Raw genomic sequence first — 18765 nt, forward strand, 5'->3', positions numbered from 1 at the left:
ATATTTTTCTTTTGAATTCAAATAGATATTAAAGAAAAATAAATATTCAAATTAATAAAATTCAGGATGAGATGTGAAAATAAAAAAGTCTGCTTTTTATATATTTATGGTGATTTTCTCACTTCATTCTTCAGCATTTGCTGAACCGAGTGTTGCCGATATTCAATATCGTGCGGAACAAGGGCAACCTGTGGCTCAATATCATCTTGGTATGATGCTTTTAAGCGGCGAACAAGGCGTTGTTAAAAACTATGAGCAAGCTTTTAAATGGCTAACTGCGGCTGACCAAAATGGAAGTGTGGGCGCAAAATATAGTTTAGGCATGATGTATTACACAGGCACGGGTGTTGAAAAAGATGCCAAGCGCGCTTTTGATTATTTTACTAAGGCTGCGGCCAAGGGTCATGCTAAAGCGCAATATAACTTAGGGGTGTTATACGACAAAGGTGAAGGAACTGCGCAAAATTATGTGCAGGCGTTTGAATGGTTTAGTCGTGCTGCCGAGCAAGGCTATCCACCCGCAGAATATAATTTAGCTCAGCTATATAATAAAGGTCACGGTGTCTCAAAAAGTGATGAGCAGGCGCTTAAGTGGTATACCAAAGCGGCTGAGCATGGCGAAAGTGATTCCCAGTACAACTTGGCCCAGATGTATTTAAATGGTGAAGGCACGCCGAAAAACCTGCAATTGGCAAAGAAATGGTTTCAGCAAGCTGCCAATGCAGGCGATGTAGATGCCAAAGAAATGCTTAAAAGTTTAGAATAAAGTCGGTCATGCCTATAATATTTTTATATATAAAATGATAAATTTATATTATTAATAAAATTACACACTCAAACCATTTTATTATTTATTTTTTCTAATTAAATATAAACATTAATTCTATTATTTTAAAAATACATTTAGTTTTATTATTAAATCAAAAATATTTTAAATATTAAATTGACGTAATTAAAATCACAGATTATTATCTCGTTGCTGGCCTACATTGCCAGACGGTTTTGACAGACCGTAACTCGTAGCGGATTATAGTTCTACTATAATTCGTTAGACCCTTGCGTCCCCTTTCTTTGCGGTAGGACGGGAGGGGGACGCCCTGTGCGTGCTGGTTCTACGAGTCCAGTCTGTCAACCCCCTTTCGTTCTACCACCATAAATTAATTCGCGGTAATCTGGTGGTAGGACTCCATAATTTTAAGGAGTTGACCATGACACTTTTCAAACTTATTTCCTCTCTTATTTAACTATTTTATTTATTTAAAATTTAGGTTTTCTATTGCCTATTTTTTTAAATTTATAAATTAATTTTATTTTAAAAATTTAATTATTTTATTTTCCTATATTTTTAGGAGGATTAATTATTACCTAAAATTTATTTAAAACCTTAAAACTAATTATATTTTTATTCTACTCATAGATATAAATCATTATGAGAATAATATGACAATTTATAAACCTATTTTGGCTTTAAGTTTCATTCTAGGTAGTTTGGGTGTTTCGGGTTGCAACCTCCACACTCAGCAGGAGTTTGAAAAAATTTGCCTGTCGGGTGGGCACACCCAAGCCAGTTGCGACTGTATTTACCAGCGACTTGAACAAGCTTACTCACCTAAGCTGATGCAGCGCCTAGAACATGTCAGTTTGCAAAGTCCTGTTCTCCCACGGGACTTTGCCCCTACTTTTTTCAGTGTCATGCAGCTGTGTGACAAAAGTAGTATGGGCTAAGCGTTTGGCTTAGCTCCTTTATCTCTGTGTTGCAATGGTTTCTTACTTTAAATCAGCGCAAAAGATTAAAGCCTGTTGTGGCACAGGGACCTAAAGAAGAATATTTTTAAGAAATTTGCACTCTTATAGTTTAGATATTTCTATACTCAGCTCGTTTTTAACGATAAAGTCATGTTTAATAAGTAGTATTTTTTATCATTAATATCATAGAGCTAATAAAAATGAGTTTTTATACAGAACTACAAGTCCGTTATACAGATTTTGACACGATTGATTTATCGACTGAAAAGCAAAAAATTCTAGAAATATTAACAGAGGATTCAATCCACGAAGATGTTTATGGTGATTTAGTAGAAGCCTTTACTAATGGTCATGCAGGTCTTCGTATTGATTCCGTTTATTGCCTAGAACTCATAGAAAAAATTACCGCCCTATTTCCAAATGCAAATTTTGAATGTCGAGGGTTAGGAGAAGAGTACTTCTATACGTGGATTCTTTGTGTTGAAAATGGCCAGATTATTTTTAGCAGCAAGCCTTGGGAAAGTGAAAATCCTTTTATATAAGGATAACCATACGTTCATATTGTTTTGTACGTTTTAACCTACAAACTTTTAGCGGTTTTGCGGATTGGCTATCCCCTACTTTTTTCCTATGATGAGTTCATACAGGAACAGGATGTTCCGGAACACAAAACAACAATAATAGGTTCATGCACTAGGAGCGTGAGATACGACAGGAGTCATATCTAGCAACCAAATACGAAAAAGCTCGACAGGATGTCGGGCTTTTTTTATATCTGAATATTGATAAAATTTTAGAGTTTAAAAATCTCAGGCAAGCTATCTACAAGAATATTAGGAATGTTATTTGGATAAACAATCTCGTCTGTTTGGCTCAGTTCATCAAATGTCCACCAACGACTTTTGCTAATCACAAGCTTCTCATGTTCTGACCAGTTTGCTGTATTCACTTCTTCATTTTTAATAAAAACAATAAAGAGCCTTTCATCAGAAATCACAACTTCTGCACTCGGCAACATCATTTCAAAATTGCGTGTTGCGACATGAGTGCCCACTTCGCTTCTTACTACACCTAATTCTTCATAAAGCTCTCGGCAAGCTGCTTGCTCGAAGGTTTCCCCTTCTTCAAGCCCACCGCCTACGGTTGCCCAATATGATTGACCAGCCAAAGCATCATTTGTATGAGTAAATTGAAATAACAGGATTTGATGATTTTCATTAAGAACTAATAGTCTTGAAGATTTTCTAATACGCATTTGATTTTTTTCTTGAAGTAACAAGGTGGCTATTATTCATATTCACTTTGAAAAGTTAAATCATTTCTGAATGTACGCTTTAACCTACAAACTTTTAGGGATTTTGCGGATTGGCTGCACCCCGCTTTTTTCCTATGATGGGTTCATACAGGAACAGGATGTTCCAGAACATAAAACTACAATAATAGGTTCATGCACTAGGAGCGTGAGATACGACAGGAGTCATATCTAGCAACCAAATACGAAAAAGCCCAACAGGATGTTGGGCTTTTTTTATGGTCATTTAAAAATGATATTGAACCTAACCTATAACAGGCTATGTGCCTGTTCTTGCTTTTTATAACGTATCCAACGTATTGCCAAAATAACAGCAATAACCACCACAATCGCAACAAGCGCGGGAACTAGCAAAGCTGAAACCGAAAGTAAGATTGCTCCAATCCACTCCCCTGTAGCGACGACAAAATTCCCTAAGCCGCCTGTGGTTGCAGTTGAAACACCGCGTGCAGCGACTGTACTCATTTGCACCACACCAGCCGTACCACCGCCCACAATAATCGCTGCCGCCCAACCTGCGAACTGTGACATTTCACCACTACTCACAGCCATGGTCGCTAGCGTACCCGCAATCATAGCCGCAGGGGTCGCAACAGTGTCTAAGGCATTATCGACCCATGGAATATAGTAGGCTGCAACTTCACACACCGTTGCCACAGCTAAAGCCAAGCAAACCGATGGCAAAGCTAACCACTCGAAACCTTTTGATGGCTCAAACCATCCCATCATGGTTGCAATGCTCATGACCAATAGCGGCACAAACACGCGAAAACCGCAGGCAGCGCTCAGGCCCACACCAATACATAAACCCAATATTGTTTCCATAAGGTTTCCTTTTCATGCCCATCACGGGTCTTGTTATGTAAGTCTTATTTTAAACTAACAAAAAGCCCCATCGGGTGACAGGGCTTTTTGTTAAATGCGAACGCAAATATTATTTTATTCTTAACGTTTAAACTCAGTGCAATAGCATTTAGTGCACGGCGGCAAACGATCTGTATTAATTTCTAAAAACACTCTCTGGCCACATTGAGCGCAGAAATAGAAGCCTGTTCCGGGTTTTTCGCCAGCTGTTACCATGATTGTGTTCCCATAATCGTATAGATATTAAACAGGAATATAACCCAGTTAGAGTGATTGTCAATTGTCCATTTCGCCCGATGATGATGGCATAAATGCAAAAAATGTTATTTGTACGATTTATCTTACAAACTTTTAGGGATTTTGCGGATTGGCTGCACCCTGCTTTTTTCCTATGATGAGTTCATACAGGAACAGGATGTTCCAGAACATAAAACTACAATAATAGGTTCATGCACTAGGAGCGTGAGATACGACAGGAGTCATATCTAGCAACCAAATACGAAAAAGCCCGACAGGATGTCGGGCTTTTTTTATTGATCTAAGATAATTGCGGAACTTCAATTAAGTTAACCGTAAATAAATTTAAAATATCTTCTCTATCCATAAAAATTATTTGGCTTCTCTTATGAGCATCTAATTTGCCTCCCAGCCAATTTCTAGCGGCTTTTGTTATCTCACCACCAGCAATAATATAAGCATGATCAACTAAAACTCTTTTATTTGTTTCAGGATCAAAAATTTCATGACCTAACATCATAGTCGTCTGGTTGTAGATTTCAGCAATATTATGATTGCCTGTTTTTGTCACTCCTGAAGAATCAAGCTTTCCTTTCTTAACTTGTATACCAAAATAAATTATGTGCTGTGTTGGCAATATAAATTTCATCCAAATATCTTTTCCATACTCGAGTGCTTTATCTTTGTGCCCAGCCACAGTAATTCGCTGAAAACCTAAAATTCGAAATAATGGCAATAATACATTTTCTATAAGTTGATCCTCAGAGCACATGTCCAAATAACTTATTAATTGTTCTCTCTTTTTTATCTCAACTTCAGAAAATATTCTATGTGGATTTTCAACAGGTTTTATAGTCTGATTGTTATGTAAATTTTTAATATATAAATTATTGTCTGTACCGTAAAAAGCCTCATACCCTTCTCTACTTAAAGGCTTATTTAATTCAATTAAGGCATTTATCCGTTCAGGATCATCTTCTGTCGCATCAGATTTATGCATTAAAGCTCTTAATACATGTACAAACCTTGGTGGCAATGCATTTGGAGGACAAGACTCCTCCAACAGTTCTGCTAATCTGTCTGATGTCCAAGCCCAACGTGTTGAGCCATCATGCACAAAGGGTAAGCCACAATCTTCAAAAAACTCTGAAATATATCGACTACTTTTATAATCAAAGTAATTTTTATCACCAATAATACATTCAGCGATTTCTCTTAAATTTTTACTTTTGAATTTCATAACTTTTTATTTTTCGTAAAGGTTATTTGCATTTAACTTAATATAAGAGTTTAAGCCATCGCCACGTCTAGCTAATCTTTTCATCTCTTCAACATGATTAACTCCAGCACTTTGATAACTATAAGTATAAATTTTAAATGTTCTATCAAACTTTACCCTTATATAAGTATCAGCAATTTCATATGCAAGGATTCCAGAATCACCATCTAAATCTAAATATCTTTCCACTATTATTCTCAATAAAAAACCCCATCATTAAGATAGGGCTCTTCTGAATAAATTTCAATCAGTTATAGACTAAATATCAAGCCACTTGGCCTTCTAAAAAGTCTTGCGCAAAACGTTGTAATACACCGCCCGCTTCATATACAGAAACTTCTTCTTCTGTATCTAAACGGCAAGTTACAGGTACTTCAACAATCTCTTCTTTACCATCCGCTGTGGCACGTTCAATCACTAAAGTTAAAGTCGAACGTGGCGCGATATTACCAATCACGCTATAAAGCTCTGTACCATCTAGCTTTAAAGTCTTGCGGTTAACACCCGCTTTAAACTCAAGTGGTAACACGCCCATACCCACCAAGTTCGTACGGTGAATACGCTCAAAACCTTCTGCCACAATTGCTTCAACACCTGCAAGGCGTACACCTTTCGCAGCCCAGTCACGGCTTGAACCCTGACCGTAGTCAGCACCTGCAACAATAATTAAAGGCTGTTTACGATTCATGTAGGTTTCAATCGCTTCCCACATACGCATTACTTCGCCTTCTGGCTCTACACGCGCTTTTGAACCTTGCTTGATCGTACCGTCTGAACGGACCACCATTTCGTTATACAGTTTCGGGTTAGCAAATGTTGCACGTTGTGCAGTCAAATGGTCACCACGGTGCGTTGCATATGAGTTGAAGTCTTCTTCTGGTAGACCCATTTTGTGAAGATATTCACCCGCAGCCGAGTCCATCAAAATCGCATTCGAAGGCGACAAATGATCGGTGGTGATGTTATCACCCAAAATGGCAAGCGGACGCATGTTCGCTAAAGTACGTGGTGCAGCCAACGCCCCTTCCCAGTATGGTGGACGGCGGATGTAAGTACTTTGTGGACGCCAGTCGTAAAGCGGACTTTCGGCCTCTACTGTTACGCCTAAGTCAAACATTGGAATGTAGACTTTACGGAACTGTTCAGGCTTCACAGCTTCTTTTACTAATGCATCAATTTCAGCGTCAGATGGCCAAATGTCTTTCAGGTAAATCGGGTTACCGTCTTTATCGTGACCCAAAGCATCTTTTTCGATGTCAAAACGAATCGTGCCCGCTATTGCATATGCCACAACTAGTGGTGGGGATGCCAAGAACGCTTGTTTTGCATATGGATGGATACGACCATCGAAGTTACGGTTACCAGACAGTACTGCGGTTGCATACAAGTCACGGTCGATAATTTCTTGTTGAATGACTGGATCTAACGCACCCGACATACCATTACAAGTCGTACAAGCGTAAGCCACAATACCAAAACCAAGTTGCTCTAAGTCTTTTAGAACACCCGCTTCTTCGAGGTAAAGTGCAGCTGCTTTTGAACCCGGTGCAAATGATGATTTCACCCAAGGTTTACGAACTAAACCTAGCTCATTTGCTTTACGCGCCAACAAACCTGCCGCCACAGTGTTACGTGGGTTAGAAGTGTTAGTACACGAAGTAATTGCAGCAATAATAATTGCGCCATCAGGCATTAAGCCGTCAGAACGGTTTTCAACAACACCCGCAATACCTTTTTCTTTGAGGTCCGCAGTTGAAACACGTGCATGTGGGTTTGATGGGCCAGCAATGTTACGTGTTACTTCTGATAGGTCAAAACGTAGTACGCGTGGGTACTCTGCTTTGGTCATGTCAGTTGCCCAAAGACCGATTTCTTTTGCGTACTGTTCAACCAATGCCACTTGAGCATCTTCACGACCTGTTAGGCGTAAGTAGTCAATTGTGTTTTGGTCGATGTAGAACATCGCAGCCGTAGCACCGTACTCTGGTGTCATGTTCGAAATGGTTGCACGGTCGCCCACAGACATGCTATCAGCACCTTCACCAAAGAACTCTAGGTATGCACCCACTACACGTTCTTTACGCAAGAATTCAGTTAAAGCAAGTACGATATCTGTTGCGGTAATACCAGCCTGACGCTGACCTACAAACTCAACACCAATAATGTCTGGCAGACGCATCCAAGAGGCACGGCCTAACATTACGTTTTCAGCTTCTAGACCACCTACACCTATAGAAATTACGCCCAAAGCGTCGGTATGTGGGGTATGTGAATCTGTACCCACGCAAGTGTCTGGATATGCCACGCCATCACGCGCCTGAATCACCGGAGACATTTTCTCTAGGTTAATCTGGTGCATGATGCCGTTCCCCGCAGGGATTACATCGACATTTTTAAATGCTGTTTTAGTCCACTCAATAAAGTGGAAACGGTCTTCGTTACGACGGTCTTCAACAGCACGGTTTTTTTCAAAAGCGTCTGGGTCAGCACCACCATATTCCACTGCTAAAGAGTGGTCGACAATCAGTTGTGTCGGCACAACTGGATTGACTTTAGATGGGTCGCCGCCTTTGTCGGCAATTGCATCACGCAAACCTGCAAGGTCAACCAATGCAGTTTGCCCCAAGATATCGTGACACACGACACGCGCAGGGTACCAAGGGAAATCCAAGTCCTGACGGCCTTCAATTAACTGCGTTAAATAAGCAGTTAAGTTCTCGGCATCAGCACGGCGTACCAATTGTTCCACGAGTACTTTAGAGGTATAAGGCAGTTTTTCGTATGCGCCTGGCTGAATATCTTCAACGGCTTGACGCACGTCGAAATATTCAAGCTGGGTACCTGCCAGCGGTTTACGGTATTTTGTGTTCATTAACCACGCTCCGCCAATGGTTTAAATTCGAGGTTTTCAGGGCCTGTGTAGTTCGCGCTTGGACGAATGATTTTGCCGTCTTGGCGTTGTTCAATCACATGAGCTGACCAACCTGCTGTACGTGCAATCACGAACAATGGGGTGAACATGGCAGTTGGAACACCCATTAAGTGATAGCTCACCGCACTGAACCAGTCGAGGTTCGGGAACATGTTTTTCACTTCTTTCATCACTGCTTCTAAACGCTCAGCGATTAAATACATTTTGATGTTCTCTTGTGCTTCTGCCAACTCATGCGCAACTTTCTTGATCACTTCATTACGTGGGTCAGAAACTGTATATACAGGATGACCAAAACCGATCACGACTTCTTTATTTTCAACACGTTTACGAATATCTGCTTCTGCTTCGTCTGCGTTGTCGTAACGTTGTTGAATCACGAATGCAACTTCGTTTGCACCACCATGTTTAGGTCCGCGCAGTGCACCAATACCACCTGTAATTGCCGAGTACATGTCAGAACCTGTACCTGCAACCACACGTGACGTAAAGGTAGATGCGTTGAACTCGTGCTCAGCATACAAAATAAGTGATGTATGCATTGCTTGAATCCATTCTTCAGATGGTTTTTCGCCATGAAGTAAGTGCAAGAAATGCGCTGCAATTGAGTCGTCATCAGTTTCAACTTCAATACGACGACCGTTGTTGCTGAAGTGATACCAATACAACAACATTGAACCTAGGCTTGCCATTAATTTGTCGGCAATGTCTTTTGCGCCAGCTTCGTTGTGGTCTTCGTGTTCTGGTGTTAAACACCCTAGAACTGAAACACCAGTACGCATTACATCCATTGGGTGTGCAGACGGTGGTAATTGTTCAAGTGCAGTTTTAAGTGCTGCTGGTAAGCCACGTAGTGCTTTTAATTTTGCTTTATACGCTTTGAGTTCAGCTTTGTTTGGTAATTTGCCATGTACGAGCAAGTGAGCAACTTCTTCAAACTGGCTGCCGGCTGCAAGGTCAAGAATGTCATAACCACGATAGTGTAAGTCGTTACCGCTACGTCCTACGGTACAAAGTGCTGTGTTGCCTGCAACTTGTCCACTTAGTGCAACTGATTTTTTTGGTTTGAAGCCTGTTGTTGTTTCATTTGAGCTCATAAGATTGTCCTTTCCTATCTATCTGAATTTATTTATTAAACACGACGGATTCGTACCGTTTTCACTTCTTATTTCTTTTTAGCAAATGCGTTGTCTAAGTAGTCTTCAAACGCATAGTAATTAATGCGTTCATATAACTCTTTACGTGTTTGCATAATATCAACCACGTTCTTTTGCGTGCCTTCTTTACGTAAGGTTTCATACACAGTTTCGGCTGCTTTGTTCATCGCACGGAATGCAGAAAGCGGATAAAGCGCAAGGCTTACATCAGCAGATGCTAACTCTTCAGTGGTAAACAGTGGTGTAGAACCAAACTCGGTAATGTTTGCCAAAATTGGTGCGCCAGTTGTTTGAGCAAATTGCTTATACATATCAAGCTCGGTAATTGCTTCAGGGAACAACATGTCAGCACCAGCTTCAATGTAAGCACCCGCACGGTCAATTGCAGCTTGTAAACCATCTACAGCCAATGCATCAGTACGGGCCATAATCACGAAGCTGTCATCACCACGCGCATCAACCGCAGCTTTAATACGGTCAACCATTTCTTCTTGAGTCACAATGGCTTTGTTCGGACGGTGACCACAACGTTTTGCGCCCACTTGGTCTTCAATATGCATTGCCGCAGCACCAAACTTGATGAGTGCTTTTGTGGTACGCGCAATGTTAAATGCAGAAGCACCAAAACCTGTGTCCGCATCGACCAATAATGGAAGATCGCATACATCGGTAATACGGCGCACATCTGTCAACACATCGTCAAGGTTACTGATTCCTAAATCAGGCAAGCCTAAAGAACCAGCTGCTACACCACCACCTGATAAGTAAATCGCTTTATAACCTGCACGTTTTGCCAAAAGTGCATGATTGGCATTAATAGTTCCAACCACTTGTAATGGCTTTTCTTGGGCTACAGCTTCGCGAAATAGCTGACCTGCGGATTGTTTAGCCATTGTTATGTTCTCCTTGTGCTTGTAGCAGTGTTTGCTCAATAATTTTGTAAGAGGCATTGATATGTCGATGCATGAGCAGCTCGGCAAGTTCACCATCGCCTTCTGCAATTGCATCTAAAATACGGATATGTTCGTCCCAAGCTTTGCTCGGACGATCGGGTGTGTTTGAAAACTGAATTCGGTACATACGGATGAGGTGATAAAGCTCATCACACAACATTTTTTCTAGGGTTTTATTGCCACTACTTTTAATAATGCAGTAGTGAAAATCGTCCTGCCCTTCTTGCAAGTAATATCCTTTACCTGCTTTAAAATTTTCATCTTCAGCATGCATACGCAATACATCGCGTAGCGCCAAAATTTGCTTTTTATCAATATGCTGTGCAGCAAGTTTACAAGCCAAACCTTCTAAAGACGCACGAATCTGGTAAAGCTCTTTAAACTGTTGCAGCGATAGCGAAACCACACGCGCACCCACATGTGCAGTGCGCTCAACTAATTTTTGACCTTCAAGACGATGAATTGCTTCACGCAAAGGTCCACGGCTAATGCCATAAGTCCGTGCCAGTTCAGGTTCAGATATTTTGCTACCTGCCGGAATTTGACCCAAAACAATAGCCGTCTGTATTTGTTTAAATACATTCTCGGTCAGTGTTCTACCCTGACTTTGTAGAGGCTCTGGTGCGAAGGTCAAATCTTGCATATTGTCGACAATTTTTAATCAATTATGGCTTTTATAGCGGTATGAATGAAAAAAATCAAGGTGATTGTTGACACTTTAGAGAACGCACTAGGTCAATTGTGCTCAATAAAGTACTTTATTTGCCATAAATTCAGATTATCTCACTTCTCCTTGTTAATACTTATAAAACAAATGGTTATTTACATATTTTCATAAATACGGAAGAGATTTATATCTAGATTAAATAGAGATATTTATCCCTTCAAACTTTAGTCTACAACCCATGTATGACAGCAAGATTGTAGACAATCCGATTGAATACGATTTTTATGGATAAATTAGTATCTATTTACCGTAATTTCATTTAATCCGTTTTTATTATTTATTTGCCAGAAAATATCAATATTAATGAAATTATCAGGTGCTTCACGGTAGCTTTATTGATACATTATTGAGCATCGACATAGAAGTAATGCATTTTTCGAGACAGAAAAAGCTTAACTCTATGCATATTGTTGAATGAAAGGACTTTTTTGATGTTTCAACATATCCCCCCATACGCAGGCGACCCAATTCTCTCTTTAATGGAACAGTTCAATGCTGATACTCGTTCTGAAAAAGTAAACTTGAGTATTGGTCTTTATTATAACGAAGACAGTATTGTTCCTCAGTTAGAGACCATTATTGAGGCGCAAAAGCGTATTGAGCCTAAAAACGGTAAGACTAAACTTTATTTGCCAATGGAAGGCTTCAAACCTTACCGTGAAGCAATTCAAGCACTTTTATTTGGTGCAAACAGCCCAGCAGTTAAAGCTGGCCGTGCTGTAACCATCCAAACGCTTGGTGGTTCAGGTGCATTGAAAGTTGGTGCTGACTTCTTAAAAACCTATTTCCCAAATTCAGACGTTTGGGTAAGCCAACCAACTTGGGATAACCACGTTGCAATTTTTAATGGCGCTGGCATTAAGACTCATTTCTACCCATATTTCGATAACGAAACTCGTGGTGTAGATTTTGACGGCATGTTGTCTACGCTTAAAACGTTGTCTGAGCAAAGCATTGTGTTGTTGCACCCATGCTGCCACAACCCAACGGGTGCTGACCTAAACCCAGCGCAATGGGATCAAGTGATTGCGGTATTAAAAGATCGTAACCTTATTCCATTCCTAGACATCGCTTACCAAGGTTTTGGCGATGGTATGGAAGAAGATGCGTATGCTATCCGTGCTTTAGACCAAGCGGGTTTAAACTTCATTGTGAGCAACTCGTTCTCTAAAATCTTCTCTTTATATGGCGAGCGTGTTGGCGGCTTAACTTTCGTATGTGACGATGCAGAAGCTGCTCAGTGCACATTCGGTCAGTTAAAAGCGACTGTACGCCGTATTTATTCTAGCCCTCCTACAACAGGTGCATGGTTAGTTGATGAAGTGTTAAATGACGCTGAACTTAACCAACAATGGCAAGGTGAAGTGAAAGAGATGCGTGAGCGTATTATCAAAATGCGTAGCATCTTAAAAGACGAACTCACTAAAGCATTACCAGACCTTGACTTTAGCTACCTTGTAAACCAAAAAGGTATGTTTAGCTACACAGGTTTAACTGCTGAGCAAGTTGATATCTTGCGTGAAGAATATGCAATCTACTTAGTACGTAGTGGTCGTATTTGTGTGGCAGGTTTAAACATGAACAATGTTTACACCGTTGCAAAAGCAGTTGCTGAAGTGCTTGCTAAATCAACAGCAGCAGCATAAAACAGCTTTAAAAGAAAAGGCGCTTCGGCGCCTTTTTTTATATATCGATATTAGAATTTCCTTTTGCCCCAATACTTCAGTTTTGATGTGTGTCCAATACCCACATTAAAGCTATTGGTTGGGTCGAGTTTTTGGTAAAAGTTCGCTAAAGCAGGTTTAGCAATGTAAAGATGCCCAACATTATGCTCTGCTGGGTACTCAGCACGGCGTGCATCAAGCAGTTTCCACATTTGGTGTTCCATTTCTAATGGATCATTACCCTTTTTGAGAATATAGTCCTGATGGAAAACATGACAAAAGAAATGTCCATAATAGAGTTTATGGAGGATGTTCTTTTCCATCTCGGCTGGCAGTTGCTCTACCCATTCACGGTCATTACGACGTAACGCAATATCAAGCGCGACAATATCTTCAACTTCACTACGGTGTGTATCGCGATAACGAATTGCAGCTCCCGCAATTGCAAAGCGGTGTAAGAAAGCCTTTCGCCCTTCCTCTTCGCTACATACGAAATAGCTACCTGACGGATGCACTGCAAAATATTCTTTTAAAAATTGCTCAGTCTGTGTTTTCGAATTATTTTCAACGCGTAAGACTAAATGATGCTCATAACGGTCTCGATATTCCGTCATACGCTTAGGCAAATGGCTTGGTAAAAAGAAAGTAATGGCCTGTAAAACATGATCAGTTAAGCCTTTAATTTTAAATCTTTCTAAAAAGCCATCGACTTTATCTTTCATGGCGAAGGCTTTTGGAACATTGGCTGTGCCGAACTTTTCAATAAACAAAAAAGTGTCTTTTCCGTACTTTTCACCAATCAGATAAGCATCGCGGTGAATATATTCACCTGCGATCGGTAGGCTTGGCAACGAGGTAAGTAAGTAACGACGTAACGCTGTTAAATCGTCAGCATCATTACTACCAATATAAAAGACATTGCTCTCTACTTTTTCATAAGTATCAAGGCGTACAGCAAACACACAGACTTTACCTGCTGAACCAGATACTTCAAACAAACGTAACGGGTCAGCATTAAAACGTGCTGGTGAATCTTCATCGACTTGAGTCACATCATGTGCATAACGATGGTCCGAGGCCTGCTTTTCACCATCATCTAAAACATCTACAGCTTGATATTGCTGTTTCTCTAAACGCGTCAAAATTTCTTCGGGCGTCGAGCCTAAATTCACACCTAAATGGTTCACCAGTTCTAATTGACCGGCAGCATTCACCTGAGCATATAACGCTAGTTCAGTATATGCAGGACCACGGCGTACCAATGCACCACCAGAGTTGTTACACACACCACCGAGTACTGATGCACCAATACATGATGAGCCAATTACCGAATGCGGTTCACGGTCATAACCTTTTAAAATTTGCTCTAGATTATCTAAAGTCGCACCCGGCAAACAAATGACTTGCTTACCATCATGAATGACTTGAATGCCTTTTAATCGGCGTGTACTCATGACCAAAACAGGACGATCATAATCATCACCATACGGGGTTGAACCACCAGTGAGCCCCGTATTCGCCGCCTGCATAATCACCACACAATCTGCATCAATTGCAGCTTGTAACACCTGCCATTGCTCTAGCAATGTTCCCGGCACCACCACAGCAAGCACTTTCCCCTCACCAAAACGACGACCTTGGCGGTACTGGCGCGTGCTTTGATCATCGGTCAGAACATGCGAGCGCCCTACAATATTCTGTAAACGTTCAATCACTGCTTGAGGAGAAAATGTTTGCATGATGGTTTCCTTTTGGTCATCCATTTATCAAATTAGACCAACACGACGGCGTCTTACCGTTTGTAATTTATAATTTAATTAGCTCATTCTCTAATTCGAATCAGCCCTATATTTACTATCTCGGTTGGCGGCATGGATGCCGCCTGTTGAGCAACAGTACAAGGAAGTACTGTTTGCTCAACAAAAGGTTTTTGGTTACTTTTGACCTTTCAAAAGTGACAAACACCTATACGTAAAACATTAGCAAATCACCAAATTTTAAGGCTGTGCTTACTGCTTCACTTAAAAAGTTATTTCTTAAAAACCTTGCTTCATCGCCTGTACTAAACAATCCGCATTAATATCCTGAATTGACTTAGCACCCGTGAGCGTCATCGCAACACGCATTTCCTTATCAATCAAATCAAGCAAGTTCGACACCCCTTGCCCACCTGCTGCTGCCAAGGCATAAACAAATGCACGGCCAAGTAACACTGTATCGGCACCAAGTGCCAGCATACGCACCACATCCAAACCATTACGAATGCCTGAGTCCGCCAAAATCGCCAAATCACCTTTGACTGCATCTGCAATCGCAGGCAATGCACGAGCAGAAGACATCACGCCATCTAACTGACGACCACCATGGTTAGACACCACAATGCCATCTGCACCAAAACGCACAGCGTCTTTGGCATCTTCTGGGTCTAAAATGCCTTTAATCACCATTGGGCCATCCCAAAATTCACGGATCCACTCAAGGTCTTTCCATGAAATCGATGGATCGAAGTTTGAGCCCAACCAGCCGATATAATCTTCAAGTCCAGTTGGTTTACCTAAATATTTAGAAATATTACCTAAGTCGTGCGGACGACCCATTAACCCCACATTCCATGCCCAATGCGGATGAAACATTGACTGCACATAACGGCGCATAGCCGCATTAGACCCACTCATTCCAGAATGGGCATCGCGATAACGCGCACCCGGCACAGGCATATCTACAGTAAACACCAGTGTTGAACAGCCAGCCGCTTTTGCACGTTCCAAAGCATTTCGCATAAAACCACGGTCGCGTAATACATAAAGCTGGAACCACATTGGACGATTAATTGCAGGTGCCACTTCTTCAATCGGACAAACAGAAACCGTTGAAAGCGTAAATGGAATACCCTTTTTATCGGCTGCCATCGCGGCCTGAACTTCACCGCGGCGCGCATACATGCCTGTTAAACCGACAGGTGCCAAAGCAACTGGCATCGACAAAGTTTCATTAAACAGTTTTGTCTCTAAACTTAAAGCTGACATGTCATTCAGCACACGTTGACGCAATGCAATTTCTGACAAATCTTGTACGTTGCGCTTTAATGTATATTCCGAATACGCTCCACCATCGATGTAATGAAATAAAAATGGAGGTAAGCGACGCTGTGCCGCAGCACGGTAATCATTGCCAGAAGAAATAATCATTTTAAATCAACTCTATTTAAACGGTTTGCACGTTTCTGGCGAGCTTCATCTTCATCCAGAGAACGCACATGATTAATCACAAATTCAATATGACCGCAGACAGCTTGGCGTGCGGCCTCGGGATCTTTACGATCGATCGCATCCATCACCTGAAAATGCTGTTCACTCAGCAAGTCACCATTTATCGGATCGTTATAGACTTTTTTACGTCCTAACAAGACGTTGTATTGCAGCAAATCAAACAAGCTACGCATCATTTGAATCAGCACAACATTATGCGAAGCCTCAGCAATAGCTAAATGAAATTCGGCATCTGCAACCGCCGCCTGCGCTGAGTCACCCGCATTTTGATGGCGACTAATTTCATTAAAATAATGATGAATTTTGGCGCGATCTTCAGGTGTTGAGCGCAATGCGGCATACCATGCCGTGCCCCCCTCGAGTAATAGCCGCGCCTCTTGTACATCAAAACGGTAAAGCGGATCTTCTTCCATCAAGTTGCTAATTGGATTCACAATGAGTTGCTGTGGCCACTGTTCAGGCAACTGTTGAATGTAAGTCCCATCTCCACGGCGGCTAATGAGTACCCCTTGACTGTTAAGCTGCTGAATCGCTTCACGCAAAGATGGACGAGAAACTCCTAAGCTAGTTGCAAGCTGGCGTTCGGCAGGTAAACGGTCACCTTTTTTCATGTGACGCTCTTCAATTAATGCCTGCAATTTCATGACCACTTGATCGGAGATTCTCATCACTTTTCCTTCACTGAAGTTACGGAATCATCCACGGAACCAGATAAGCCTGAACCGTAATAATGATGCCAACAAAGACAGTGAATATGATGCTATGTTTTACCGTGAAACGGAACAAGTCAGATTCTTTTCCAACCAAGCCTACTGCTGCACAAGCAATTGCAATTGACTGTGGAGAAATCATCTTACCTGTCACACCACCACTGGTATTCGCTGCTACAAGCAATACTTCCGGAATACCAATCTGCTGAGCAGTAGTTGCTTGTAATGCGGAGAACAAAGCATTTGAAGATGTATCTGACCCCGTCAGGAAAACACCAAGCCAACCTAAGAATGGCGAAAAGAAAGTAAAAGCATGACCCGTATGCGATAGAGCCAAAGCTAAAGTCGCAGATAAACCTGAATAGTTCGCAATAAAAGCAAAAGACAACACCATACCAATGGAGTAAATCGGTGTTTTTAACTCATTTAGCGTTTCACCAAAGGTTGTTACTGCCTCACTCGCTTTCATTTTCAAGAAAATAGCGGTGATGATTGCAGCAATAAAAATTGCAGTGCCTGTCGCAGAGAACCAGTCAAACTTATAAATCGCTTCATATGGTTTCATCTCTGACACAATCGGCGGCATTTTTTCGACCAATTTATGCAAATAAGGCACTTCAAGTTTAAAAATTAAATGTTCCAGTGCACCATCTTTTGCAAATAATGCTTTAAACGGCTTAACACTCCAGATCGTCACCATGACCGTTAAGATTGCAAATGGAGACCACGCCTTAACAATTTTTCCAATGCTATAACGCTGAATCGTTGTAGGTTGCTGAGTTAGCGTTTGGCCAGCTTCAGGTTCAAAACGGAAAATATGTTTTGGTTTCCAGAAACGGAACAACACAGTCAGGCTGATCAATGAAGCAATTGCCGCTGTAATATCAGGTAATTCAGGACCAATAAAGTTAGATGTTAGATATTGTGCAATCGCAAAAGCGCCACCACCCACTAACACCGCAGGCCAAGTTTCTTTAACGCCACGCCAGCCATCCATAATGGCCATGATCCAGAACAGCACAATTAGCGTTAAAAACGGCAACTGACGTCCAACCATCTGGCTAATTTCCATGGTATCTACACCAGAAACCTGCCCCGCCACAATAATTGGAATACCCATCGCACCGAAAGCAACTGGCGCAGTATTCACAATCAAACATAAACCAGCAGCGTAAAGTGGTTTAAAACCTAAACCGACGAGCAGTGCAGCAGTAATTGCGACAGGAGCACCAAAACCGGCAGCTCCCTCAAGGAAAGTACCAAAAGCAAAGCCAACCAATAACATTTGTAGCCGCTGATCTTCGGTAATTGACAAAATGCTTGAGCGAATCACCTCAAACTGGCCAGTTTTTACCGAAATTTTATATAAAAAGACTGCCCCAATAATGATCCATGAAATTGGCCATAGACCGTAGAAGAAACCATAAATAATGGATGCAAAGGCCATTTGTCCCGGCATTTGATAGAAAAAGAGTGCTATCAACAATGCAATAATGACTGTGCCCGTACCCGCAATACTGCCTTTTAAACGAAAAACCGCCAAGGCCAAAAAGAAGAAAATAATCGGGATTAATGCAACTGCACTGGACAGCCAAATATTATTTAAAGGGTCATAAAGTTGTTGCCACATATTGAGCATTGTCATCTCCTTGAAATGCTGGGGCGAATTTTTTGTACCTTAAAATTTTAAACATTTAGCACAATTGGTATTACCAATTAAAATTTAAGCGCAAATGTTATTCCTTAAACCACAGTTCGCATCATAAATACACCTATTAACAAGATCAACCATTAAATAAGCAATATAATTGGTATGACCAATAAGCCCAAGTAAAATCAAGCTATTTCTTATTTATAAATTTTATTGTTAGACTAAAGTCGTAAAAAATATCTTATAAATTTAGATCTGATCTAC

General features: G+C 41.1%; 16 protein-coding genes and 1 pseudogene. 4 read left to right on the plus strand and 13 right to left on the minus strand.

Going from position 1 to position 18765, the window contains the following annotated elements; translation table 11 throughout:
* The first annotated feature begins 106 nt into the window (after window positions 1–106).
* From MSG66_RS00465 to MSG66_RS00475, 3 genes are all read left to right on the plus strand, one after another.
* Entirely contained in the window at window positions 107–766 is a 660-nt protein-coding gene (locus MSG66_RS00465) for a tetratricopeptide repeat protein (protein ID WP_324651535.1), read from the plus strand.
* Between the two features lie 674 nt (window positions 767–1440).
* Window positions 1441–1725, plus strand: a complete 285-nt coding sequence (locus MSG66_RS00470; protein WP_324651420.1) for a hypothetical protein — start codon at window positions 1441–1443, stop codon at window positions 1723–1725.
* Window positions 1726–1946: 221 nt separating this feature from the next.
* Window positions 1947–2288 (plus strand): hypothetical protein, encoded by a 342-nt coding sequence (locus tag MSG66_RS00475; RefSeq protein ID WP_133975968.1) that lies wholly within the window; start codon window positions 1947–1949, stop codon window positions 2286–2288.
* Window positions 2289–2539: 251 nt separating this feature from the next.
* Here the strand turns inward: MSG66_RS00475 and MSG66_RS00480 are convergent.
* The 9 genes and pseudogenes from MSG66_RS00480 to MSG66_RS00520 form a co-directional block, all read right to left on the minus strand.
* Window positions 2540–3041: pseudogene (locus MSG66_RS00480) on the minus strand (NUDIX hydrolase).
* Between the two features lie 266 nt (window positions 3042–3307).
* Entirely contained in the window at window positions 3308–3883 is a 576-nt protein-coding gene (locus MSG66_RS00485; RefSeq protein ID WP_324651422.1) for a DUF4126 domain-containing protein, read from the minus strand.
* A 120-nt stretch (window positions 3884–4003) separates the two neighbouring features.
* On the minus strand, window positions 4004–4138 hold the full coding sequence (locus tag MSG66_RS00490; protein WP_004640417.1) for a zinc ribbon-containing protein: 135 nt from the start codon (window positions 4136–4138) through the stop codon (window positions 4004–4006).
* Between the two features lie 322 nt (window positions 4139–4460).
* Window positions 4461–5399 (minus strand): hypothetical protein, encoded by a 939-nt coding sequence (locus MSG66_RS00495; protein ID WP_281834281.1) that lies wholly within the window; start codon window positions 5397–5399, stop codon window positions 4461–4463.
* Between the two features lie 6 nt (window positions 5400–5405).
* On the minus strand, window positions 5406–5627 hold the full coding sequence (locus MSG66_RS00500; protein WP_281834280.1) for a hypothetical protein: 222 nt from the start codon (window positions 5625–5627) through the stop codon (window positions 5406–5408).
* 76 nt (window positions 5628–5703) lie between these two features.
* Window positions 5704–8310: a Fe/S-dependent 2-methylisocitrate dehydratase AcnD gene (acnD, locus tag MSG66_RS00505; RefSeq protein ID WP_324651427.1), complete on the minus strand. Its 2607-nt coding sequence runs from the start codon at window positions 8308–8310 to the stop codon at window positions 5704–5706.
* Entirely contained in the window at window positions 8310–9467 is a 1158-nt protein-coding gene (gene prpC / locus MSG66_RS00510; RefSeq protein WP_324651429.1) for a bifunctional 2-methylcitrate synthase/citrate synthase, read from the minus strand. The genes acnD and prpC overlap by 1 nt, the downstream gene beginning before the upstream one ends.
* Window positions 9468–9535: 68 nt before the next feature.
* Window positions 9536–10420, minus strand: a complete 885-nt coding sequence (gene prpB, locus MSG66_RS00515; protein WP_042898382.1) for a methylisocitrate lyase — start codon at window positions 10418–10420, stop codon at window positions 9536–9538.
* Window positions 10413–11123, minus strand: coding sequence for a GntR family transcriptional regulator (locus MSG66_RS00520; RefSeq protein ID WP_003655709.1), 711 nt, complete (start codon window positions 11121–11123; stop codon window positions 10413–10415). Before MSG66_RS00520 ends, prpB begins: the two co-directional genes overlap by 8 nt.
* Before the next feature lie 515 nt (window positions 11124–11638).
* On the opposite strand from MSG66_RS00520, the gene MSG66_RS00525 reads away from it, so the two are divergent.
* A complete protein-coding gene (locus tag MSG66_RS00525; protein WP_042898381.1) occupies window positions 11639–12853 on the plus strand; it encodes an aromatic amino acid transaminase in 1215 nt (404 codons plus the stop codon).
* A gap of 50 nt (window positions 12854–12903) precedes the next feature.
* Here the strand turns inward: MSG66_RS00525 and dld are convergent, their stop codons facing one another.
* From dld to lldP, 4 genes are all read right to left on the minus strand, one after another.
* Window positions 12904–14610 carry a D-lactate dehydrogenase gene (gene dld / locus MSG66_RS00530; RefSeq protein ID WP_324651433.1) on the minus strand — a complete coding sequence of 569 codons (1707 nt, stop codon included), beginning with the start codon at window positions 14608–14610 and terminating at the stop codon, window positions 12904–12906.
* A 297-nt stretch (window positions 14611–14907) separates the two neighbouring features.
* The gene (gene lldD, locus MSG66_RS00535) at window positions 14908–16059 is read right to left on the minus strand and encodes an FMN-dependent L-lactate dehydrogenase LldD (RefSeq protein WP_324651435.1); all 1152 of its coding nucleotides are present in this window, start codon (window positions 16057–16059) and stop codon (window positions 14908–14910) included.
* Complete coding sequence (lldR, locus tag MSG66_RS00540) at window positions 16056–16808, minus strand: transcriptional regulator LldR (protein WP_202743566.1); 753 nt, start codon at window positions 16806–16808, stop codon at window positions 16056–16058. Before lldR ends, lldD begins: the two co-directional genes overlap by 4 nt.
* Before the next feature lie 19 nt (window positions 16809–16827).
* Window positions 16828–18495 carry an L-lactate permease gene (gene lldP / locus MSG66_RS00545; protein ID WP_324651437.1) on the minus strand — a complete coding sequence of 556 codons (1668 nt, stop codon included), beginning with the start codon at window positions 18493–18495 and terminating at the stop codon, window positions 16828–16830.
* Window positions 18496–18765: the final 270 nt, after the last annotated feature.

Origin of the sequence: Acinetobacter sp. IK31 (genome assembly GCF_035615195.1) — a bacterium.
Lineage (GTDB): Bacteria > Pseudomonadota > Gammaproteobacteria > Pseudomonadales > Moraxellaceae > Acinetobacter > Acinetobacter calcoaceticus_C.